Annotated in this window: 18 protein-coding genes and 2 rRNA genes; 10 read left to right on the plus strand and 10 right to left on the minus strand. The window is 34.7% G+C overall.

Annotated features, from left to right (window positions below):
* Positions 1 to 3: 3 nt before the first annotated feature.
* From LB450_RS02140 to LB450_RS02170, 7 genes are read right to left on the minus strand one after another with little or no spacing between them, the layout of a single operon-like run.
* Positions 4 to 2880, minus strand: coding sequence for a glycoside hydrolase family 3 N-terminal domain-containing protein (locus tag LB450_RS02140; protein ID WP_224486200.1), 2877 nt, complete (start codon positions 2878 to 2880; stop codon positions 4 to 6).
* Between the two features lie 42 nt (positions 2881 to 2922).
* The gene (locus LB450_RS02145; RefSeq protein ID WP_224486201.1) at positions 2923 to 3405 is read right to left on the minus strand and encodes an ABC transporter ATPase; all 483 of its coding nucleotides are present in this window, start codon (positions 3403 to 3405) and stop codon (positions 2923 to 2925) included.
* Between the two features lie 6 nt (positions 3406 to 3411).
* Entirely contained in the window at positions 3412 to 4203 is a 792-nt protein-coding gene (locus LB450_RS02150; protein ID WP_224486202.1) for a (Fe-S)-binding protein, read from the minus strand.
* Between the two features lie 9 nt (positions 4204 to 4212).
* On the minus strand, positions 4213 to 4632 hold the full coding sequence (locus tag LB450_RS02155; protein ID WP_224486203.1) for an LNS2 domain-containing protein: 420 nt from the start codon (positions 4630 to 4632) through the stop codon (positions 4213 to 4215).
* An 8-nt stretch (positions 4633 to 4640) separates the two neighbouring features.
* The gene (locus LB450_RS02160) at positions 4641 to 5978 is read right to left on the minus strand and encodes a (Fe-S)-binding protein (RefSeq protein WP_224486204.1); all 1338 of its coding nucleotides are present in this window, start codon (positions 5976 to 5978) and stop codon (positions 4641 to 4643) included.
* Complete coding sequence (locus LB450_RS02165; RefSeq protein WP_224486205.1) at positions 5978 to 6916, minus strand: MlaD family protein; 939 nt, start codon at positions 6914 to 6916, stop codon at positions 5978 to 5980. Before LB450_RS02165 ends, LB450_RS02160 begins: the two co-directional genes overlap by 1 nt.
* A 43-nt stretch (positions 6917 to 6959) precedes the next feature.
* Positions 6960 to 8075, minus strand: a complete 1116-nt coding sequence (locus LB450_RS02170; RefSeq protein ID WP_224486206.1) for an N-acetylmuramoyl-L-alanine amidase family protein — start codon at positions 8073 to 8075, stop codon at positions 6960 to 6962.
* A 115-nt stretch (positions 8076 to 8190) separates the two neighbouring features.
* On the opposite strand from LB450_RS02170, the gene LB450_RS02175 reads away from it, so the two are divergent.
* The 3 genes from LB450_RS02175 to LB450_RS02185 are packed head-to-tail and all read left to right on the plus strand — an operon-like array spanning position 8191 to position 13005.
* Complete coding sequence (locus tag LB450_RS02175) at positions 8191 to 10884, plus strand: putative LPS assembly protein LptD (RefSeq protein ID WP_224486207.1); 2694 nt, start codon at positions 8191 to 8193, stop codon at positions 10882 to 10884.
* Between the two features lie 6 nt (positions 10885 to 10890).
* Positions 10891 to 11274 carry a Rid family detoxifying hydrolase gene (locus tag LB450_RS02180; protein WP_224486208.1) on the plus strand — a complete coding sequence of 128 codons (384 nt, stop codon included), beginning with the start codon at positions 10891 to 10893 and terminating at the stop codon, positions 11272 to 11274.
* Positions 11275 to 11280: 6 nt separating this feature from the next.
* On the plus strand, positions 11281 to 13005 hold the full coding sequence (locus tag LB450_RS02185; protein ID WP_224486209.1) for a sodium:solute symporter family protein: 1725 nt from the start codon (positions 11281 to 11283) through the stop codon (positions 13003 to 13005).
* Here LB450_RS02185 and LB450_RS02190 read toward each other — a convergent pair.
* Entirely contained in the window at positions 12998 to 17389 is a 4392-nt protein-coding gene (locus LB450_RS02190) for a translocation/assembly module TamB domain-containing protein (RefSeq protein WP_224486210.1), read from the minus strand. The genes LB450_RS02185 and LB450_RS02190 overlap by 8 nt on opposite strands.
* A gap of 167 nt (positions 17390 to 17556) precedes the next feature.
* Between LB450_RS02190 and tsaD the strand changes: the two genes are divergently transcribed.
* The 7 genes from tsaD (at position 17557) to LB450_RS02220 (ending at position 22309) form a co-directional block, all read left to right on the plus strand.
* A complete protein-coding gene (gene tsaD / locus LB450_RS02195) occupies positions 17557 to 18582 on the plus strand; it encodes a tRNA (adenosine(37)-N6)-threonylcarbamoyltransferase complex transferase subunit TsaD (RefSeq protein ID WP_224486211.1) in 1026 nt (341 codons plus the stop codon).
* 118 nt (positions 18583 to 18700) lie between these two features.
* Positions 18701 to 19429: a 16S rRNA (uracil(1498)-N(3))-methyltransferase gene (locus LB450_RS02200; RefSeq protein ID WP_224486212.1), complete on the plus strand. Its 729-nt coding sequence runs from the start codon at positions 18701 to 18703 to the stop codon at positions 19427 to 19429.
* Complete coding sequence (locus tag LB450_RS02205; RefSeq protein ID WP_224486213.1) at positions 19426 to 20070, plus strand: DUF4159 domain-containing protein; 645 nt, start codon at positions 19426 to 19428, stop codon at positions 20068 to 20070. The genes LB450_RS02200 and LB450_RS02205 overlap by 4 nt, the downstream gene beginning before the upstream one ends.
* On the plus strand, positions 20063 to 20572 hold the full coding sequence (locus LB450_RS02210) for a TrmH family RNA methyltransferase (protein WP_224486214.1): 510 nt from the start codon (positions 20063 to 20065) through the stop codon (positions 20570 to 20572). The genes LB450_RS02205 and LB450_RS02210 overlap by 8 nt, the downstream gene beginning before the upstream one ends.
* A complete protein-coding gene (locus LB450_RS02215) occupies positions 20556 to 21755 on the plus strand; it encodes a THUMP-like domain-containing protein (protein ID WP_224486215.1) in 1200 nt (399 codons plus the stop codon). Before LB450_RS02210 ends, LB450_RS02215 begins: the two co-directional genes overlap by 17 nt.
* A gap of 94 nt (positions 21756 to 21849) precedes the next feature.
* Positions 21850 to 21975 carry a hypothetical protein gene (locus LB450_RS13685; RefSeq protein WP_262902671.1) on the plus strand — a complete coding sequence of 42 codons (126 nt, stop codon included), beginning with the start codon at positions 21850 to 21852 and terminating at the stop codon, positions 21973 to 21975.
* A gap of 160 nt (positions 21976 to 22135) precedes the next feature.
* Positions 22136 to 22309 carry a hypothetical protein gene (locus tag LB450_RS02220; protein WP_224486216.1) on the plus strand — a complete coding sequence of 58 codons (174 nt, stop codon included), beginning with the start codon at positions 22136 to 22138 and terminating at the stop codon, positions 22307 to 22309.
* Positions 22310 to 22972: 663 nt separating this feature from the next.
* Here LB450_RS02220 and rrf read toward each other — a convergent pair.
* Together rrf and LB450_RS02230 are read right to left on the minus strand one after the other, a co-directional pair.
* Positions 22973 to 23081 (minus strand): 5S ribosomal RNA (gene rrf, locus LB450_RS02225).
* Between the two features lie 204 nt (positions 23082 to 23285).
* Positions 23286 to 23395, minus strand: a 23S ribosomal RNA gene (locus LB450_RS02230); the annotation flags it as partial.

A 23395-nucleotide genomic window follows, 5' to 3' on the forward strand; every position in this document is an offset into this window, starting at 1 on the left:
AAATTAATTCTCTTCTATTAAATTCTCGTAAATGATTCCCTGAATCTTGGTTCTTATATCTTCTTCTATCAGTTTTCTGTTGGACGCGTCAGGGTGTATCCTATTGGAAAGAAAAACATAAATAATCTCCTGCTCTGGGTCTGCCCAGGCATAAGTTCCTGTAAACCCAGAATGGCCAAAACTCGACATAGAAATACAACCACAGGTTGGGCCTATATCTTCTAGCTGTGGTTTATCAAAACCAACACCACGTCTCACTTCCTGTTCACAATAGTAACAGGTATTAAATTTGGACATTGTTTGTTTAGAAAAATAACTTCTATCACCATAATTCCCATTATTCAAATACAACTGCATGAAGGATGCAACATCATGTGCATTTCCAAATAGCCCGGCATGACCTCCAATACCCCCAAGCATAGCAGCTCCCTGATCATGAACAGTTCCATGAATTAATTCATTTCTCCATTTTTCATCTAACTCTGTAGGAACAATTTCCTTTTTGTCAAAATGATTTAAAGGGAAGAATTTTAAATGCTTTAATCCCATCGGCTTATAAAAGTAAGTTTCCGCTAAAGTATTTAAAGTGTTATCAAATTCCTCTTCTATATATTTCTTCAAAAAATAATAAGGTAAATCTGAGTATTTGTATTCCAAAGTGTCTCTTAATTCACTTTCAACAATTTCAGAATAAATAGAATCCTTATAATCGGTTCTCAAATACATATTTTGAGCTACTTTTATACTAAACTTCTTTGAAGACTCTGCCGCATAATATTTTTCTTTATCTTCTAAAGTCTTTTTGTAGAAAGGGATCCAGGATTGAAGCCTTGCATAATGCGATAACATATCCAGAATATTAATATTGGCTTTATTGGATCCTGCGAGTTCAGGTAAAAGTTCATAAAGCTTAGAATCTAAACTAAGCTTATTTGCTTCTTCCATTGTCATAAGAATGGGTAGTGTTGTCAAAATTTTAGTCAAGGAGGCAAGGTCATATACATGATCGCTCTTAACTTCTATTTTCTTGTCATAAGTATGGTATCCAAAATTTTTATCATAAATGATTTTTCCTTTTCTAGCAATTAAGATTTGCATACCAGGGGTCATCTCTTCTGTTAAGGCATAGCTTGCTAAAGAGTCAATTTTTGCTTCTAATTCGCTATCAAAACCTAAATTTTGATAATAGTCTTTGCCTAATCTACCGTTAGATTTTAAGTTATATCCAGTTCCTACAGGAAATGCAGAAGTAATGCTCACAGGAAGCTTTCCCTTTGTTTCTATGGCACCAAATATTTGCTGAGCTGCTACTGACTGGGCTATTTTACTGTTTTGATAAACCTGAAAAATAGCATCAATATTAATAAAACTCTGTAAGTCCAATAAACTATAGGGTCTGGAAAAATTAACTAAAGTGACTTTATTTTGTTGTGAAACGCTCTCAATCAAACTAATTTCGAAGGGAGTAAACTTATAGTTTGTCCATGGATTTGCATCAGATTTATGATAACCTATGATAATGTGGTCAAAATCCAATTTGCCTTTATTTTTTAAAATCAAATCCTTATTCTCTATTTTTTGAACATCAGCATAATCATTTAGAGTTTTATAAAATGTATCACTACTAGCATCTCCAAGTGGTAAATACGCAATGCATTGGTTTCCAATATCATTAATAGGTAATAACCCCAAATCATTTTTCAATAGCGTTGTCGCATTCTCTATTGCCATTTGATAAATGGCGTCATTTTTTTCTGAATTTAAATCTGAGGTTAGCTTGGCGGTTTCGATAGATTCAAAATTATTTAGCCCTACTTTATATTTAGCATACAGTATTTTTTTCACTGAATTCGCTAATCTCTTTTTAGAAATTTCCTCGTCTAAAATTGCTTTTTTAATTACTTGAACAGCTTTAGGAACATTTTCAGAAATCAATAAAATGTCACTGCCTGCTTTAAAAGCCTTTAGATCAACTTGACCTGGGGAATTATTATTACTTACTCCTTTCATGTTTAAAGCATCTGTAATGACGATACCATTAAAACCAAGATCTTTTTTTAGCAATTCTGATACAATTTTAGGTGATAAAGAAGAGGGCAAATTGGTCTTGCTTTCCAGACTTGGGATGTTGAGATGAGCCACCATGATACTACTCACCCCCTCTTTTATCAATGCCCTAAAAGGCTCCAATTCAATTTTTCTGATGCGTTCTTCAGAAAAGTTAATTGTTGGTAAGGTTTTGTGGGAATCCTGATGTGTATCTCCATGACCTGGAAAGTGCTTGGCACTTGTGAGTATTCCAGCATCATGCATTCCTTTCATCAATGCTACAGAATGAGAGATTACTACTTTTTTGGTTTCACCAAATGAGCGATTACCAATTATTGGATTTGATGGATTGGTATTAATATCTGCTACGGGTGCAAAATTGATATGGACACCAAGTCTTTTATTATGCTTTCCAATTTGGTATCCCACCTTTCTTACTATAGATGTATCTTTTATAGCCCCTAAGGTCATATTCCAGGGAAATGCATAGGTTGAATCCAAACGCATAGCCAGCCCCCACTCTGCATCCATACCTATAAGCAAAGGTACTTTATTTTCAGATTGAATTTTGTTGGTGAATTTAGCCTGTCTGTAAGGGTTTCCTTTTGAAAAAATGACACCACCAATGTGATTGGACTTTATAAAGTCTGCTATGTTTTCAAGTTCCGCATCAGATTTATTGGTAAAGACATCGATCATAAATAATTGTCCGATCTTTTCTTCCAGACTCAAGTTCGAATACACAGAATCCACCCATTTTCTTTGAGACCTTATATCTTCAGAAAACAAACTGCTTTGTGCTAATACACAATTGAATGAAAAAAAAGTCATCAAAAAGACGACTTTAAAATAATTGTCAGAACTCATATCTTTTTATAACAATCGGCTGTGCCAGCTCTCTGTCATGGGCACTTCCCAAAATTCTTTATATTCTGATTTTGTATTTACCAGGTTATTAAAAACAATAGTCTGAGGTGACACTGCTTTTTGCTTTACCATTTTTTTGAAATCCAAAAGTGGCTTATACGCTACAAATTCGCCATTTTTAAAACTGACATTCATTTTATCCAGCAAATCGACATTGTATTCTTTTTCTAAACCTTGGATAAAATGTACCGAAGCATCAATAGAACAACCACTCGCATTCGCTTGAGACTCATCAAGACCTAATACGATAAAGCGGTTGTATCTAATCTCAAAACCCGCTTTTAAGGATTGACCATGAACGGTCCAGTTTTCTAAAAAACCTTTAATTTTAGGTTTTATTTGTTCAAGTTCGTCTTCACTAAATCCTCTATTGGCCTGGAAGACCCATACCCGTGATGAATCTGGTAATTCATTGAATTCTACTACCATAAATTTTTATAAATCTTCTGCATTTGCAATCATTTCTACGACATCCAAAACTTCAATTTCGTCTTGTTTTTCCTTATTTTTCACACCATCAGTCATCATGGTATTACAAAACGGACAACCTGCAGCAATAACTTCAGGTTTCACATCTACCGCTTGTTCTGTTCTATGAATATTTACTTCTTTGTCTCCTTTTTCTGCATCTTTAAACATTTGAGCTCCTCCTGCTCCACAGCATAGCCCTTTAGATTTACAGGATTTCATTTCGACCAACTCAACTTCAAGTTTACGCAATAAATCTCTTGGCGCTTCATATTCACCATTAGCCCTACCCAAATAACAAGGGTCGTGATACGTGATTCGTTTTCCTTTGAATTTTCCTCCTTCTACTTTCAATCTTCCTTCATTCAATAGCTGTTTTAAAAACTGAGTGTGATGAATCACTTCATAATTTCCTCCTAAAGATGGATATTCATTTTTAAGAGTATTGAAACAATGAGGACAAGCAGTAACGATCTTTTTGACTTCATAAGCATTTAATACTTCAATATTAGTCAAAGCCTGCATTTGAAATAAAAATTCATTTCCAGCTCTTTTGGCAGGATCTCCTGTACAGCCTTCTTCAGTTCCAAGAACTGCAAAATCTACATTGATATTATTTAAAATCTTTACAAAAGCTTTTGTGATCTTTTTAGCTCTGTCATCAAAACTACCTGCACAACCTACCCAGAACAATACTTCGGGCTGCTTTCCTTCTGCTAAGTAAGATGCCATTGTAGGCACTTTCAAATTATCACTCATATCTGTTTTTTAATCTTTAAATACTTGAATAGTCTCTTGCTTATCCACTAAGTCTGTAAATTGACCTTTGTAACGAGTTGCTTTTACAATATGGTTATCAATCCAATGGTAATTTCCTCCTCTAGGTTTTCCCATCAATAAACTATGGTATTTGAATCCATGTTCATTTAACCAATCTTCCGTGACTTGTCTGTGCTCTTCTACTCTTGAAGTAAAAAAACAAATTTGATGACCTGCATTATACCACTTGTTCACAGTTTCCAATGCATCTGGAAATGGCGCACAAGTAGCCATTCTTTCAGGTTCCTCGTTTGGAACATCATCTGTTATTGTACCATCGATATCTATTAGATAGTTCTTAACACCATCTGGTAAGCTTGGACTAACGGTTTGCCCTTTTGAAGTTTCTTGTTCGTTTTTTAAAGACATAATAATTTTTATTCTTCTGCCCAGTTTAATCTATCCTGTTGATTATATGGCCAAGGTGCAGAATTGTTTTCTATGTTAGTCATTGCATTGTTGAGTTCGGGGGGTGCAGCACTCTGTTCCATGACCAGGTATTGTCTCATATCCATAATAATGGATAATGGATCAATTCCTATTGGACAAGCATCCACACATGCATTGCAAGTTGTGCACGCCCAGAGTTCTTCTCTGGAGATGTAATTGTCCAGAAGCTGATTATCACTTGTTATTTCAACATCTTTATGCAGCTGTTTACCAACTTCTTCCAATCGATCTCTGGTATCCATCATTATCTTTCTTGGAGATAATTTTTTACCGGTTTGGTTTGCTGGACATTCTGAAGTACAACGTCCACATTCAGTACAGGTGTAAGCGCTTAATAGTTGAAACCAGTTAAGATCCTGAACATCGCTAGCTCCAAATTTCTCTGGTACATCATCAGCCTCATCAGCTTCGGGTTCTGCAAAAGGATCTGCATTAGGATCCATCATCAATTTCACCTCATTTGTTACAGCTTCAAGATTTTTGAATTTACCTAAGTTATCTAAATTAGAAAAGTAAACGTTTGGAAAAGCAAGAAGGATATGCAGGTGTTTTGAATAATACAGATAATTTAGAAAAATTAAAATGCCAACAATATGCAGCCACCATGCTGTTCTTTCAATTAGAATAAGAGTTCCTATATTCATTCCATCAAATAGTGGCAATAAAAATTGACTGATTGGAAAAGACCCCATTATCCCAGCTTCACTTGTATAATGTGATGCTCCCATTAACTGTAATTGATAATCTGCAGCATTCATGGTTAAAAATAAAACCATTAAAACCACTTCAAAATAAAGAATATAATTAGCATCATTTTTAGGCCAGCCTTTCAGTTCTTTAGATAAAAATCGCTTGATGTTCATCATATTTCTTCTAATCCAAAAAATGATGACGCTCACCAGCACTAAAAAAGCCAATATTTCAAAACTTCCAATCAGGAAATCATATACAGGACCGAGAAAACCAAATATTCTATGTGTACCTAAAACACCATCAATGATGATCTCTAAAACTTCTATATTGATAATTACAAAGCCTACATAAACAATAATATGAAGAATACCTGCTATGGGTCTATTTACCATCTTGGACTGGCCTAGAGCCACCCTCATCATTTTTTTGAAACGCTTATCTTTCTGATCGGTTCGATTAACATCTTTCCCTAAATTGATATTACGTTTTAACGAGGATACATTCTTTACAAAAAACAAAATTGCTCCAAGTAAAATTAAGGCAAATAAAATTTGTGGTAAATAGTCTAGCATTATTCTTTTTCTTCAGAGTTGTCGTACTTTTTATCATTTTTTCCAAATAAGGAAAAATGAACATAACGTTTAGGATTTAATTTTATGTCTCGCATAAGTTCTTCCATTTCTTTGGTTGCATTTTCCAAATTTAGATAAAACTGATCGTCGTTTAATAGCTTACTTATACTTCCTTCACCATTGTTTAATTTATCTGAAAATTCATTAAGATTTGAAATGGTCTCGTCAGCATTTTGGACAATTTTATTCAATTCAATTTGAGATAAGGTGTCAGAGAACTTAGACAAATTATCTGCCGTTTGGCTAAATTTATCTATAGAATTATTTATTTTATCTTTATTAACCTTTAAAACACTTTCAATATCAGACGAAGATGAATTCAATGAACCAAGTGTGCCGCTTAGGTTTTCTATAGATTTTTTCAAATTATTCCTGGTATCCATGTCCAGAACATAGTTTATTGACTTCAGTAGACTGTCCACTTCAACAACAGCGTTAGTTATTTTATCTTTAAGAGGCGTAAGCTTTTCATTCACCAACTCAATTAAACCTTCTTCTACAGCAGATTGTAATGTATCGCCAGATTTTGCCATAACATCAGAATCTTTATCGAGTTCGATTTGTATAGATTTACCACCTATTAATCCGCCTCCGTAAATTTGAGCAACACTTTCTTTAGGAAACTCGAAATCACTGTTAAAATTAAAAGTCACAAGTAAATCACCGGAATCAACAAATCTAATGTCAGTCACCGTTCCTACTTGATAACCATTGATAGTGACTGGAGCAGAAGCACTAAGGCCTTCTACGTTATCGTAAACTGCATAAAACGTACGTGATGAGTTTAATAAGTTATTTCCCTTCAGGAAATTATATCCAAATACGAGCAAGGCAACTGCTGCTATAACTAGAATACCTACTTTAAGTTCTTTTTTCAAAGGAATTTTGTTTTGCTTCAAATGTAATAAACTTTAATGAAAATTACTCCCCAACTCTTGTATTGAGGGCTTCTTTTATTGAAATTTTATCACCTGAAGAATTAAATGCAACTATAAATGCAGACGTATAACCTTCTGCTTTAGCTTTATCCCTCAAAGTTTGTGCACTCAGATAGTTACTGGTCTTTCCAAATAAATATTTAAACAAATCATTTTCCTGGTAACGTGTAATGGGATTTAATTTTTTGAAATTTTCCGGACTTGGATCTATTTTTCTTGAACTCGCAGCTAACTGGATTTTAAATATAACTGAAGAGAAATCTTCCATTACATCGCTAGAACTTACTTTATATTCTTTTAATTCAGACTCCAAAGCCTCTATATTGATGATGTTTTTATAGTTGTTGATTCCATTCACTATTGCATCTGCAAGTTGAGTTTGCCCTGCTCTGGAATTTAAAAAAGCGCCTTCCTTCTTATTGGTTAAAAATCCTGTTTCTATCAAAACGCTTGGCATATAAGTTTCCCTTAAAACAAGAAACCCCGCCTGTTTCACACCCCTATCTTTAAGAGTCATCGTACTTGAAAATTGTTTTTGAACAAAATTTGCAAGCAAAGCACTTTGATCTAAAAACTCTTCTTGCATAATTGTAAATCCGATGTACGATTCAGGAGAGTTTGGATCAAAACCATCATATTTCACCTCGTAATCTTCTTCAAACTTGATAACAGAATTTTCTTTCATCGCTATCTCTAGATTATCTTTATTTCTATGGAGACCAAGAATAAATGTTTCTGTACCAGAAGGAGCTTGATTTCTAACTCCATTGCAGTGAATTGACACAAATAAATCTGCATTAGATTTATTTGCAATCTCAGCCCTTTTGTTAAGCGGAATAAAGACATCTGTTTTTCTGGTATAAAGAACATCTAATCCTTCATACTTTTCGAGTTGTTTACCAACCTTTAAAGCAATTTTTAAAGCGATATCCTTTTCGTAATAATTGTTACCTGTATTACCTGCATCTTCACCACCATGACCTGCATCTATAACCACTACAAACTTGTTTGGGTTAGTCTGAGAGTACATGAAATTAAAGCAAAAAGTCACAAGAAATGCTAGTAGTAATAATCGTAGACGGGAGTTGGGTCTAAACATAGATTTTATAATTCTGTATGTTATTTGAAACTTCTTTAGGAAGCATAAAAATAAAATGTAATTTTGAAACTTCTTAATAATAGTGACTTCATTTACAAAAATAGTACTAAAAGCATTGCGTACAAACTTACTTCATATACTTTTTTGCATTGGGTTTCTTGTCAATTTCGGGCTTTATGCTCAAGAGAAAGAACCTCAGAAAGTAGACTTTGGTTACCTTATCAAAAATGAAGCCGATTCAATTACACAGCGTATTAAATATGTCATTGGAGATACACTGAGTCAAAACAAACCTGTAAAAAAACGTGAAACCCTTACCGATATTGTTGATGCCTATGCCAAAGATTACAAAAGGCTGTCCAGGAAGAATGATAAAATGTACTTATTTAATGAAGCAGTTGTTGAGTATGGGGACATGAAAATAAATGCAGGATGGATCATTGTAGATAATTCAACAAAAGAGGTTTTTGCATCTGGTATTGTTGATTCTACAGGAACTTATACGCAAGCTCCCACCTTTAAACAAGGTGATAATCTAGTAGAACCCGATAGTTTAATTTTTAATTTCGACTCTAAAAAAGCCCTGGTTTTCAATTCCAGAACTGAGCAAGGAGGGTTCAAAGTCAAGGGTGAAATTTCCAAACGGCAAAACGATTCTATATACTATCTTGCCAATGCAAAATTTACAACAGCAGAAGATGTGGATGATGCTGATTATTATTTTTTTGCAAGGAAAATAAAATTTGTGCCAGACAGTAAAATCGTGACAGGCTTTGTGAATATGTACATTGCAGATGTTCCTACACCACTAGGTTTACCCTTTGGGTATTTCCCTCTAACAGATAAGCAAGCATCTGGTTTTATAATTCCCTCGTATGGCGAAAATAGAAATCGAGGTTTTTTTCTGATGAATGGTGGTTATTACTTTGCTATAAATGATTATGTGGATTTAGCAGTGCAAGGAGATTATTATACCAACGGAAGTTACGGTTTGCGACTAGAAAGTAATTACAAAGTAAGGTATCGTTTTAATGGTAATGTAGCTTTTAGATATGAAAAACTATTGCTTGAAGAACGAGGGTTTCCCAACTTTAGTGAAACTACTGTTTATAACTTGAGATGGAATCATAGTCAGGATCAAAAAGCTAATCCGTCATCACGATTTTCAGCTTCTGTAAATCTTGGCTCAAGCGACTATTACCAACAATCTGTAAATCAAAATAATACGGGTAACTTCTTAAACAACACGCTGAGCTCTTCTGTATCTTATTCGAAAACCTTTGAAGGCGAGCCAGCTATGAATTTAAACATATCTGCGACACACAATCAGAATACAAATACTGAAGTCATCAACCTTACCTTACCAACTTTACAATTCAGTATAGGAAGGGTTTTTCCTTTTGCACCAGAAACAGGAACTAAAAAAGGAGCAATTCATAATATCAATTTACAATATAATGTAAGAGCTGAAAATAGAATAAAAACAACTGACTCCTTATTCTTTCAGCCAGAAATGTTTCAAGGCGCTGATGTTGGGGCAAGACATTCGATTCCAATTTCTACAAACTTTAAAGTGTTTGAACATTTCAGCGTGAGTACTAGTGCCAACTATAATGAAGTATGGACACTTAAAACATTTGAACAACGCTATGATGAACAACTTCGCCAGGTTGAAAGAGACACCATAAACGGTTTTGATTCTTATAGAACTTATGATTTTTCTACATCTGTAGGAACTACAGTCTACGGTATGTTTGATTTCGGAGATGATAAAAAGATAAAGGCCATTAGACACGTCATAAGACCTTCAATTTCTTATAATATAAGCCCAGCTTTTGATCAATATTACGATGAATATACCAGAACAGGTATAGCCGGACTAGAAGATGAAGTTGTGGAATATTCAAGATTTGAAGGGACTCTAAATGGTGCACCTGGAAATAATTTCTCCAGCAGTATGTCTTTCAGTCTTACAAACGACTTTGAAGCAAAAGTCAGAAAAAAAGATTCTACACTCACAGGAGAAGACCGTTTTGAAAAAAGAAGCCTTTTAAGCAATTTTGGATTGAGCACTAATTATAATTTTGCTGCAGATTCTCTAAATTTAAGTCCTATTTCGATGAGAGGAACTCTGCCAATTGTTCAAGACAAGTTGTCTATCAACTTTTTAGGAACTTTGGATATGTATGCTTTAAATAGCAATAACAGGAGAATTAATACGCTCAACATAAATAATGGCGGGAGTTTATTCAGACTTACAAGAGCTAATGCAAGCTTCAGTTATTCATTTTCCAATAAAGATTTTCAAAAAGAAGATGATGAGAAAGGTGAAAAAGAAGAAGATGAGGAGTATGATTCGGAGAGTTTCAGAAATGGGGGGCGACCCGATGATCTTTTTGGTTCCAGTGAGTTGATGAATCAGAGAAATCAAAATAAAGACCCCAAGAAGGATGAAAACCAGAGGTATAACTATGCTATACCATGGAATCTAAATCTTTCTTACACAATGACCTACTCCAACAATGCGAGGGAAAACGAGATAAGTTCTCATTCGCTTATGTTTTCTGGAGATGTTGAATTATCGCCAACATGGAAAGTTGGGGTATCCTCTGGTTATGATATTAAAAATAAGGGATTTTCATTTACACAACTTAGGTTTGCAAAGGATTTGAAAAGCTGGCAAATGAGTTTCAACTGGACACCTTTCGGTGTGAGAAGGTCCTGGTTTTTCTTTATCGGTATAAAATCCAACATCTTGCAGGATGTGAAATACGATAAAAACAGAGAACGAGATAGAACTTTAAGATAACATATCATGAAAAAAATTATCAAAACTAAAAATGCTGCTGCACCAATAGGCCCTTATAATCAGGCAATTTCAATCAATGGTTTTTTGTACACCTCAGGTCAAATCGCTATCAATCCTAAAACTGGAGAGACAGAATTTGGTTCTATTGAACAGGAGACTACTCGGGTGATGAAGAGCCTCGAAGCTATTTTAAAAGAAGCCCAACTGGATTTTTCACATGTTATAAAAACGAGTATTTTCATCTCCAACATGGATGATTTTGGTAAAATCAATAAGATTTATGGGGCTTATTTTGATGAAGAGACTGCTCCTGCACGGGAAACCATACAAGTCGCAAGGTTGCCCAAAGATGCAAGTGTAGAAATTAGCCTTATTGCATTTAAAGAATAAACCCGTATGCTTCTAAGCTTTGTAGATTGGGTCATCATTATAGCTTTTTTTGCCATAAGCCTGGGAATTGGTATTTACGCTTCAAAAACCAGTGGCAAAAGCTCCAAGAATTTTTTTCTTTCTGGAAGAAATATGTCGTGGTGGCTACTTGGTATTTCTATGGTGGCAACGACTTTTGCCGCAGATACTCCTGGACTTGTGGCTGGCATCGTAAGGAATGACGGGGTTTATGGCAACTGGGTCTGGTGGAGTTTTCTTCTTACCGGTATGCTAACCGTTTTCTTTTATTCCAAATTATGGAGAAAAAGTGAAATTTCAACAGACCTAGAATTTTATGAATTACGATACAGTGGTAAAAGCGCGGCCTTTTTAAGAGGATTCAGGGCAATTTATTTAGGGGTGTTTTTCAACATTGTTATCATGGCTACAGTTTGCCTGGCTGCTATAAAAATAGGACATGTGATGTTCAATTTTTCAGCTGTAGAGTCACTGGTGATTTCATGCTCCGTAACTGTGCTATATTCAATGCTTGGTGGTCTTAAAGGCGTCGTCCTTACAGATTTTATTCAATTTGCGATAGCGATTGTAGGAAGTATTTGGGCTACCATTTATATTGTTGAGATGCCTGAAATTGGAGGCATACAGGAACTGCTTTCTATTCCTGAAGTTCAAAATAAAAGTTCCATATTTCCTGATTTTTCCAACCCTAAAGTTTATGTTCCTATACTTGTTGTGCCTCTCGCCGTTCAGTGGTGGAGTGTTTGGTATCCCGGTGCTGAGCCAGGTGGAGGCGGCTACATCGTTCAACGTATGCTGGCAGCTAAAAACACAAAACATGCAACACTTGCTACGCTCCTATTTACAGTTGTTCATTACGCCGTAAGACCATGGCCCTGGATCATAATTGGTCTTGCTTCTTTGGTTTTATTTCCAGATTTACAGAGTTTAGCCTTGGCTTTTCCAGATCTCGGCGACGAATTTATCAAAAATGATTTGGCGTATGCCGCTATGCTTTCCTATTTGCCTGCAGGACTCTTAGGACTCGTTGTCACCTCATTAATAGCTGCTTTTATGAGTACAATTTCAACGCATCTCAACTGGGGAAGTAGCTATGTAGTCAACGATTTTTATGTCAGGTTTTTGAAACCGAATGCTTCTGAAGCTAATAAAGTTTTAATCGGAAGACTTTCCACTTTACTGATGATGGTTTTTTCGGCACTATTAGCACTTGTTCTGGAAGAAGCAAAAGAAGCTTTCGACTTGTTACTACAAATTGGAGCTGGTACGGGCTTGCTTTTTATATTGAGATGGTTCTGGTATAAAATTAACCCTTACAGTGAGATCGCCGCTATGCTGTCTTCATTTATCATTGCGGTTATATTCTTTGTAGGAAAGACGAATAATTTTTGGCAGATTGACTCTTATGTAGAACTCATTATCGGAGTTGTAGTGACAACCTGTATTTGGGTTACAGTCACTTTTTTAACGAAACCATCTTCAGAAGAAACCATTAAAACTTTTGAAAATAAGGTCTTCGACAACAATCAAAAATTTGAAGGTTTTAAATATAAAATAATCGGTTTTATTGCTGGTGTTGCTGGAGTTTACTCTGCCTTGTTCGCAACTGGATATCTTATATATAGCGACATGCTTCTCTTTTCAATTTCGGCAGTAGTTTGTCTGGCATCCATTTCCATTTTGATAGCCTACTGGAAAAGGATAATCAATTAAGGCTTTTATTTGATGGAAACTTGATATATGAAGGCAGTTCTTTTTTGTCGGTAAGAGGCTCTTTTTCGTTTTTCTCTTTGCCGTTTTTAGTGAATTCATTATTCAATATCTTATTCATCAATTCTTTAAAAGTATCAAAATCTACAGTATAAGTAAGTCCAACTCCTTGAGTATATCCCAGTTCTTCACCTATAAATTGAATATCGCTTTCTCTATTGAAAACATTTGCTCTGAGGCTTCCTGTTTCATTCAATAAAAAGTTGACTTCTACATCACCAAAGACCACAGATTCTGTGACTCCACCAACTGGAACACCAAATCTGCCGTTGATTAATACCCTGTCGGAGATTTTTGTTTTTATTGAAAGTCCTACCCTATCGGCCAGGTTATTTTGTGTTAAACTTCTGTCGTTTTGTTGATAATTCAATCCAAGCTTAAATTTGTTGTCTTCCTTGGATATAATATCATCTACTATACCAGAAGCCCTTTCTATTAGGTTTCCAGTGATGGCATTTTGACCTAATCCTGCCTGACTGTAAAAAGTTCCTTGAGTTACAAGAGATAAAGCCTGAAGCTCTGTATTTTCCCGGCCTTGAATTCGATATTCCAGCTCACTTTTAACCACAGAAGACAGGTTGGGGAAGTTTAAACTGAATTCAATATTAGGTTGAACGATTTGTCCACCAAGATTTATAAGAACTTCAACAGGTATTTCACGGTTTATTGAAGGATTTTCTAAGAGAATGGCTGGATTGGCTTCAGTAACATATTTTGCTTGGATATCAATATTAGCCCTCACCGGATCTCCATTCCAGGTTAAGCTGGATCCAGGAACAACTTCAAATCGCTTCTGAACTAAGCCTGAATATTTAAACATATATTCTCCCTCATAAGCTACAAAATCACCAAACATATTGAATTTTCCATTTGTGTTGATTTCTATCAATAAAGTACCAACCCCTCTTCCTCTTAAACTACTGCCATTCACTGGATCTACTACTATTTCTACTTCTGCATCTCTTGTGATATCTAAATCAAAATTGAGGTTCAAACCTTTTATTTCTTTCAATTTAATTTTTCGACCTGCTTTTTTAGAGAGTTTATCTTCTAAACTTAAGAAGTAAATAAATGAATTATCTCCCAGCGATTCAGTATCGTCAAGTGGGATTTTGAAAACTGTATTCTCCTGTGTTTCTGCTTGAACGTTAATTTCAATTTCATCTGAAGGTCCAACAATAGAAGCACTCCCATCGATAAAAGCTGTACCATAATACAAATCTCCTTCATTGAATTTAGTATCTAAAGCTACCAAATTGTCAGTACTAATATTCAGGTCCAAAAACCATTCACTAAGATTCTGATTACTGATTTTTCCATCAAGTAAGCCTTTAGTATTATATTTAGTATCGGCAATGCCAATAGAATTAAAAACAAAATCTTTATCCTCAAATCCTATTCTTGAATTTTCATCAAAATCAAAATCAATATTGAGGTATGGAACATTAAGACCGGCATCATTCAGTCTCAGTTCCCCATTCAAAAAAGGATTACCTACCTTTCCTCCTATCTGGACATTTCCAGAGGCGAATCCTCTGATGTTTGAAATCACATCTTCTCCAAAAACACTGAATGAACTCAAATCAAACTGATTGAAATTTACCCCAACATCAAAATATTGATCATTTTCAATGGTAAACACAGAACCTTCAGCTTTAAATAAAGAATTGTCATTCAATCTCAATTCTGAAATGATATCAAATGAACTTAAATCTTTGTTTCCATCAGCTTCTAAAGAAAACTGACCATATTTTACATTGTTAAACTCAAAACCCTCAATGTCAACATCAAGATTTGGTGCATAAATTTTATTTTCTTGGTAAACATCCAGTTTACCATTCATGACGCCCGCAAACTGAATGCTGTCCTGCTTTGGTATGACATCAGCAAGTTGTACTTTATCAAAATTCAGTTTTACATCTTTAAAAGTAGAATCTCTCAAAATCCCATCAAACAGTAAAGACTGTTCACCGCTCGATAATTTTAAAGAATCAATATTGAAATTTTGAAAACCCCGTTCTATCTCTATTTTATTGTTCTTGTTAGATTCTCTGTTGATGAACCACAAATTTTCGTTATAAACAATACTGGAACGTTTAAAGCCAAATGTTGATTTGTTATTATCGTTTAAAGTTTGATAAATACTCAAATTGAAATTGTCTTTTTGAAGTCGCCCTCCCTTAAATTCAGTTCTTACAAAAAGAGTGTCTTTTAAGTTAACATTGATCATATTGAAGTCTGAAATATCATAATACGAAGTCATGATATTCTCAATTTCAACATAAGAATTATACAGAGGACTATCCGTATCTACCTGGATATTTATATTTTCCAAGGTATTATCATAAATACGAATTCTTGGAGATCTAAAATTTAAAGAAAAGTCGGTCTCACTTGCATCAATGCTTCCTCTTATAAAAGTATTGGAGGCTACTTCAATCTCTGGAAAGAAAACTTCGACTATTTTATTATAAATATTCAAGTCAAAATCTACATACTGGTAATTATCTACTGAATCTTTCTTTCTCCTGAAATACAAATTTTCTACTGCATCAGAGAATAATTGCGGTAATGATGACAATTTAAATTCGCCTTCAAGATTTCCACTTATGACGTCTGGACTATCTATGCTTATGATTTGTTTAGAACCCTTAAACGAAGATTCTACTACCAAATCTTCAAAAGCATAAATTTCCCGCTCGTTTTCATATCTAAAGGAATTAAAGTCCAGCTTACCCTTCAAGTCATCTATGGAATTGCCTTTCAAATCAACTCTTAAGTTTCCTTGAAAATCGGCCATTGTATCACGCTTTATAATATTTAGGGCATATAGGTCTGCGTGGTCAATATTTGCATTGAAGTTGAACGTATTTTCTTCTTTGGAAGCATCAAGTAAACCTTTAAAAGAGAACAAAAAGTTTGGATCTAAGCTTTCTAACTCCCCGTTAAAATATGGAGCTTTTAGGTTTCCGTTGAGCTTGATATTAGTATAGGTATATCCATTCACTCCTATTGACTTGATGCTGCCTTTGGCCAATGTATTGAGTGAAGACTCTGTAAAGCCAGAACCATCTACGTTAAAATTAAATGTTGTTTTTCCAAGGGTATTGATATTAAAAAATTCACCGATATTAAATTCAGAAACATCTAAAAAGCCTTTATACTGTACAGTTTCAGGTTTTTGGTAATTTTCAAAATTTAAGTTCATTGCTGCGTTTCCCAACTCTGTTTTCATGCTTAAAACAGTGAACAATTTGTCGTTTGACAATTCAATTTTTCCATTGAGCTGAGTTATTCCAAACGATTTGAAATATATTGGTAAATTAGCTTGTAAGGCTTTAGGAAAAAGGGCTATCAGGTCCTCGTAAGTTGTAGTGATATCTACAGAGTTCCCATCCATTTTAAAAGGAGAATCCCCAAAAGAATTGATGAGCTTCAAGCTTCCCTTAATACTTGTATTATCAACACCTTGAACATCTAAAGATTGCAAATCCAGATTGTTAAGCTGGCCCCTGGCAATTCCACTTAAATTCATTTCCTGAGCATATCCAAATCCATCATAAAAGCGACGCAAATCTGTGGTAGATAGTAGGGATTTTTCAAAGGCAGCTTCAATATTTACCTTATCAAAAAAATCCTGAAGGTCTTCTCGTATGTAAGTAAATTTAAGTTTGCCTTCTACATGAGAATACGGGGTTTCCAACAAGAGATTATGAAAATCCATTTGCTTTGGACTGTAAGAAAATTGAGTTTTAAAATCTTCAATCAGAATTCCTTGCTTTAGAATTCCTGACATTCGTCTAAGATTGAAATTCAAATCTGGTCCAAGAAGTTTAAAATTGGAAATATTAAAATCCAAATCTTTTATAAAAAAAGTCGGGTCTGGGCTTATGTTTTCATTGATGACAACAAATTCACTTTCAAAAGCAAGGGCTCTGTTGATTTTAAGCTGAAAAGCTTTTGATTGAGATGTTGTATCACTTAGTTTTTCAATAAACTTTGTAAATTCATCGGATTCTTCATTTCGATAGTGTTTCAACTTAAATTTAAGCTGATCGAATTCTGTATTTGAAAAATGAAGATTGCTACCTGAAATATTAGAGAGGTTAATCAGAGAAGTCGATAGAGATTTCGCATAGATGATGGTATCTTCATAGTCATCCCTAAGCAAAAGATTATCTAAAACTATATTTCCCTTGTAATTAATCTTCAAACCACTGACACTAAGGTCGGTTTGATATGCATTGTTAAAATTATCGGTTAGTTTTTTTCCATAATAAGTTTGGACTTGTGGAATCAGGAAAATTAACACAAGGAGTAAAAACATCAACAGGAAAGCTATAAATGTTTTTTTTATAAATTTCCAAACTTTTCTGAGTAATCTGATAATTGTATTTTTTTTCAAAGATATATCAAATACTAATCCTAAATGCCTTCAACCAAGCCACAAATTTATTTAGATTTGCTATTAAATTACAGAATAAGGAAAAAGCAATGTCAAACACAAAAAACATTTACATATTAGGTATAGAATCATCTTGTGATGATACGTCTGCGGCTGTTTTTTGTAATGATAAAGTGCTGAGTAATATTGTGGCAACACAGCAGGTTCACAAAGAATATGGCGGTGTGGTGCCTGAACTTGCTTCCAGAGCTCATCAACAGCATATTGTACCAGTTGTAGACCAAGCCCTTAAAAAGGCCAAGATTACTAAAAATGAGTTGTCAGCTGTTGCATTTACAAGAGGTCCTGGCTTGATGGGGTCTTTACTGGTTGGCAGTTCGTTTGCAAAATCTCTGAGTCTTGCCTTAGAAATTCCACTCATAGAAGTCAATCATATGCAAGCGCATTTACTCGTTCATTTCATAAAGGATACAACGTCTAAAACGCCAAAGTTTCCATTTCTAGGGGTAACTATAAGTGGTGGTCATACTCAGATCGTGAACGTGAAGAGTTATTTTGACATGGAAGTGATTGGTGAAACACTCGATGATGCCATTGGTGAGGCTTTTGATAAATGTGGTAAAATGCTGAACCTACCCTATCCAGCGGGTCCGGAAATTGATAAACTGTCTAAGTTAGGGGATCCTCAAAAATTTGAATTTGCAAAACCTAATGTTAAGGGATTAGATTTTAGCTTTAGCGGATTGAAGACTTCTGTCCTTTATTTTCTTCAGAAACAGACAAGGGAAAATCCAGATTTCATCGAAGAAAATATAGAAGACCTCTGTGCTTCCTTTCAGAGAAAAGTCGTTGACATATTGATCTCCAAATTGAAGAAAGCCGTCAAAGAGACCGGAATTAAGGAGATAGCCATTGGCGGTGGAGTTTCTGCTAACTCGGGTATCCGAGAAGCACTTTTAGAAAAGCAAAAAACAAATCAGTGGAATGTGTTTATCCCAAAATTTGAATATTGCACAGATAATGCAGCTATGATTGGAATTGTAGGTTATCTTAAATATAAAGAAAATCAATTTACTGATTTCGCTACGGCCTCAAAAGCCAGATATGCTATCTAATTTGTAACTATGAAATTATTTAATATTTCTTATACTTGATTAGCCTTAAGCATCCTACTCAATGAAATGTGTGTAATTAATATGAATTATAAATTTTAGGCTTAGAAACTCCAGATCCATGCAATTATTTTACGAACCTCATTTCGATGCTCATGCACAGCTTATACTAGTCAATCCCGTAGAAAGCCGTCATATTTCTAAAGTGCTTAGAAAGAATATCGGTGATAAAGTTTTTATTACCAATGGTTCAGGGTTGTTGGCTGAAGGAATTATAAAAAGCAACCATCCTAAAAAATGCGAAATTGGAGTCTTGAATATTGAAGAAAAAATGGCTTCAAAGCAACAACTTCATATAGCCATAGCTCCGACTAAAGCCAACGACAGGTTTGAATGGTTTCTGGAGAAAGCTACTGAAATAGGAATACAGGAAATAACTCCTTTGCTTTGCGAACACAGTGAACGAAGAATTATTAAGCTGGAACGCTATGAAAAAGTTTTGCAGGCAGCCATGAAACAATCCTTGAGCTCTTTTTTACCAAAATTAAATGACTTGATTTCATTTTCTGATTTTATCACTTCTGAACCTGCCCGTCCAGGAAGTGAAGGAGGGTTTGATTCAACTAAATTTATTGCGCATTGTGAAGACGAACCTAAAGAAAATCTTTCCAAACTGCTTGGTGAACGTAATTTAATATTGATTGGTCCTGAAGGTGATTTTTCCAAATCTGAAATAGATTTAGCACTCTCTTATGACTTTAAAGCTGTATCGCTATCAGATTCAAGATTGAGAACCGAAACCGCCGGAATTGTAGCTTGTCATACAGCAAATTTAATGCAATCTTTATGAGACTCATACTTTTTTTAGTTTTGATTTTGAGTATTGGATATTTAAAAGCTCAAGAAATTGCCCTCTTGAAATATGATGGCGGTGGCGATTGGTACAGTAATCCTACCTCTTTGCCAAATCTGATTGAATTCACTAATCAAACAACCGGAAGCAAAATCAGTAAAACAATTAAGGAAGTGATGCCTGATGATCAAGAACTGTTTAATTTTCCCTTTGTTCATCTGACAGGTCATGGTAATATTTTTTTTTCTGATAAAGCAGCAACAAACCTGAGAAACTATTTATTAAGTGGAGGGTTTCTGCATGCTGACGACAATTATGGGTTAAGGCCTTATTTTGAAGAAGCTATTAAAAAAGTATTCCCAGACCGAAAACTCAAAAAGCTATCAAACTCACATCCTATTTTTAATACTGAATTCAAATTTGAAAATGGATTGCCAAAAATACATGAGCATGATGGCAAACCAGCTGAAGCTTTTGGAATTGAAAATGATAATGGAAGATTGATGGTGTTATTTACTTATGAAAGCGATTTAGGAAATGGATGGGAAGATCCCTCGGTACATGGAGATCCGGAGGAAATTAGACTTGAAGCTTTAAAGATGGGTACAAACCTTCTTAAGTATGCTTTTAATGAATAAAATGATAAAAAAGCAACTTCACCACCATCAGGTTAATTTTGAAAAATCTAAAAACCTTCAAATCGATGTATTTTTGGAACAAATAGATAGTCCGGCAAATTTGGGAAGCATCTTTAGAAATGCTGAAGCTTTTGGAGTGGAGACCATTTGGATAAATAATTCTAACAAAAAAGATTTAGAAAGCACTCGCTTTAAAAGAACGTCTAGATCTACCTGGAGGAATTTAAAGATTGAATTTTATGAAAACTATCAATCCGTATTTAAATACTCTAAAGGTCTCAAAGTTGGCTTAGAAATTACCAGTAACAGCAGGAATATTTATAAATTAGGTAAAATTGAAACAGATCAGATTCTTTTGGTCTTAGGAAATGAAAAATCTGGGATAGCAGAAGATATTCTTGAAGAACTGGATGAAGTCTATCATATAAACATGTTTGGAAAAAATTCAAGTTTGAATGTCTCACAATCCCTAGGTATTGCTCTACATGAAGTTAGAAGATGATTTAAAAGCGTTATCAAACCCTGAAGTTATTCAGTTCATTGAAGATAACTTAACTACGCCTATTCCAAAACTAATTTTAAAAGGGAGTCCTTTTGAATCGATCAGTATCAACTTTTTAGCAAACCAAATTACTGGAAAAAACAAAGCAAGGAAAAAACTACCCACTTGGTCTAAAAATAAAAGCATTGTTTATCCTCATAAAGTCAATCTGGAGCAAACATCATCAGAGATTACTGCAAATCATAAATCAAAATTAGTATCCGGAGAAAAATTGATTGATTTAACCGGGGGTTTTGGTGTTGACGACTTTTATTTCTCAAAAAGAGTAAATCAACTTACCTATGTTGAAATTAATCAGGAACTGTTTGAAATAGCGAGGCAGAATTTCCATGCCTTCACATTTACAAATATTGAGTGTCATCATACCGATTCGATTGATTATTTAAAAACAGCTGATTTTAAATACGATTGGATTTACGTAGATCCATCGCGGAGAAATAAAAATCAAAAAGTATTTTTACTTAAAGATTCGTTACCAAATTTGTTGGAACATCAGAAGTTATTGAAAAAAAAGTCAATCAATTTGATGATCAAAACCTCTCCGATGTATGACATTGAAATGGGATATAAAGAGCTTTCAGGTATCAAAGAATTGCATGTTGTATCTGTTAAAAATGAAGTCAAGGAATTGCTATGGATTATCGATTGGAGAGCTAAAAACAGCAGAATTATGAAGCTTTTCAATTATGATTCGTTCAAAAAATATTCATATCAAAAAATCAAACCCAATTTTATTTCAAATGATACGATTTCATACTCAGAATCTAAAAAATACATTTACGAATTCAATTCAAGCATCATGAAATCAGGCTTATATGATTTTTTAGCCTGTAAGTACAATTTAAGCAAGCTTGAAAAAAGCACTAATTTATATACTTCAGACTTGCAATTAGTCAGCTTTCCTGGAAAAATATATCAGGTTGAAAGCGTTAATTCTATCAATTTCAAGAATCTAAAGAAAGAATACAAAGGAAGGTTTGTCAATATTATCAGTAAGAACATAAAAGTAACAACGGATAAAATTCAAAAAAAATTAAATTGTAAAATTGGAAGTGATATGGATTATTTGATTTTTACCAAAACTATTGAAGGTAATAAAGTGATAAAAGCAACTAGATTATAAACACTTAGTAGAATGAAGCAATCTGGAAATACCTGCATAAATAAGTCTGTTCAGATTGTTTTGTTTTGGATTGTGCATCATATAAAATAGTAAGATGGAAATAAAAGAACTGAAAAAAAGACCAATTTTTAAGCAAGATAAAAAGCTAGCAAATTCTTTTGCTCAATTCGATAAGCTTTTAACGGAATTGAAAAAAAGAAACTTACAGATGAAATTGTAAAGTCTATTAATAATGAAATTGACCAAATTAACTCCGTTTCGCATTCAGAACAAGAATTGAGAAAGCAAGTAAGAAAGGCTCAATCAAGTATTCTTAAATTGATTGAGAAGGAGCTTAAACTTGTTACGAAAAGTCACTATCGAAATACTTGGTTGGCTATTTGGATGACCGCATTTGGGCTTCCTCTTGGAGTTGCTTTTGGAACAAGTATTGGGAATATGTATTCCTTGGAATAGGATTACCTATCGGAATGGTCATTGGCATGGCATTAGGTTCTAGTATAGATAAAAAAGCATATGAATCTGGAAGACAACTTGACTTGGAGATTAAATAAAAAGCACAGCAATTTATAGGGAGGTCATCTAAGCTCATTCACTAAGCCAAGGGAATTTTTTTAAACAAAAAAAACCCCGACTAAAAAGTCAGGGTTTTTCTATAAAGAAGGCGGCGACCTACCCGCCCGCAGCTGAAGATGACCTGCCAGAATTGAAACAGGCTGGCGTTCGGGCAGGCTCTTCCACGCTGATGATCGTTTATATGAGAGTCATCTTAGCTCATTCACTAAGCCAAGGGGATTTTTTTAAACAAAAAAAACCCTGACTAAAAAGTCAGGGTTTTTCTATAAAGAAGGCGGCGACCTACCCGCCCGCAGCTGAAGGTGACCTGACAAAATTGAAACAGGTCGGCGTTCGGGCAAGCTCTTCCACGCTGATGATCGTTTATATAAGAGTCATCTTAGCTCATTCACTAAGCCAAGGGCTTTTATCAAACAAAAAAAACCCTGACTAAAAAGTCAGGGTTTTTCTATAAAGAAGGCGGCGACCTACCCGCCCGCAGCTGAAGGTGACCTGCCAGAATTGAAACAGGTCGGCGTTCGGGCAGGCTCTTCCACGCTGATGATCGTTTATATGAGAGTCATCTTAGCTCATTCACTAAGCCAAGGGGAATTTTTTTAAACAAAAAAAACCCTGACTAAAAAGTCAGGGTTTTTCTATAAAGAAGGCGGCGACCTACTCTTCCACGGTATGTAGTACCATCGGCGCTAACGGGCTTAACTGCTCTGTTCGGAATGGGAAGAGGTGAGCCCCGTTGCTATAACCACCTTAAATCTTAGTGCACTATAGCCTGTTGCTATAATTTACCCGAACCTTTTTTTTTAAAAGGGCGGGCCACCTTAAGTCCTCCCCTAGCCCCTCCAAAGGAGGGGACAGGGATTATGTGTTGACATAATAAAAATATATAGGAATAGCGATAGTAATTGCATTGCTAATTTTACGTTGGAGTATCTGTATTAAATAATAATCATCTTCATAGATAAGCTCTTCGGATAATTAGTATCACTTGGCTATGACATTACTGCCTTTACACCTGTGACCTATCAACCCCATCGTCTTTGGGGATCCTTTAAAGAAATCTCATC

Source organism: Psychroflexus curvus (genome assembly GCF_020164585.1).
GTDB classification, from domain to species: Bacteria; Bacteroidota; Bacteroidia; order Flavobacteriales; family Flavobacteriaceae; genus Psychroflexus; species Psychroflexus curvus.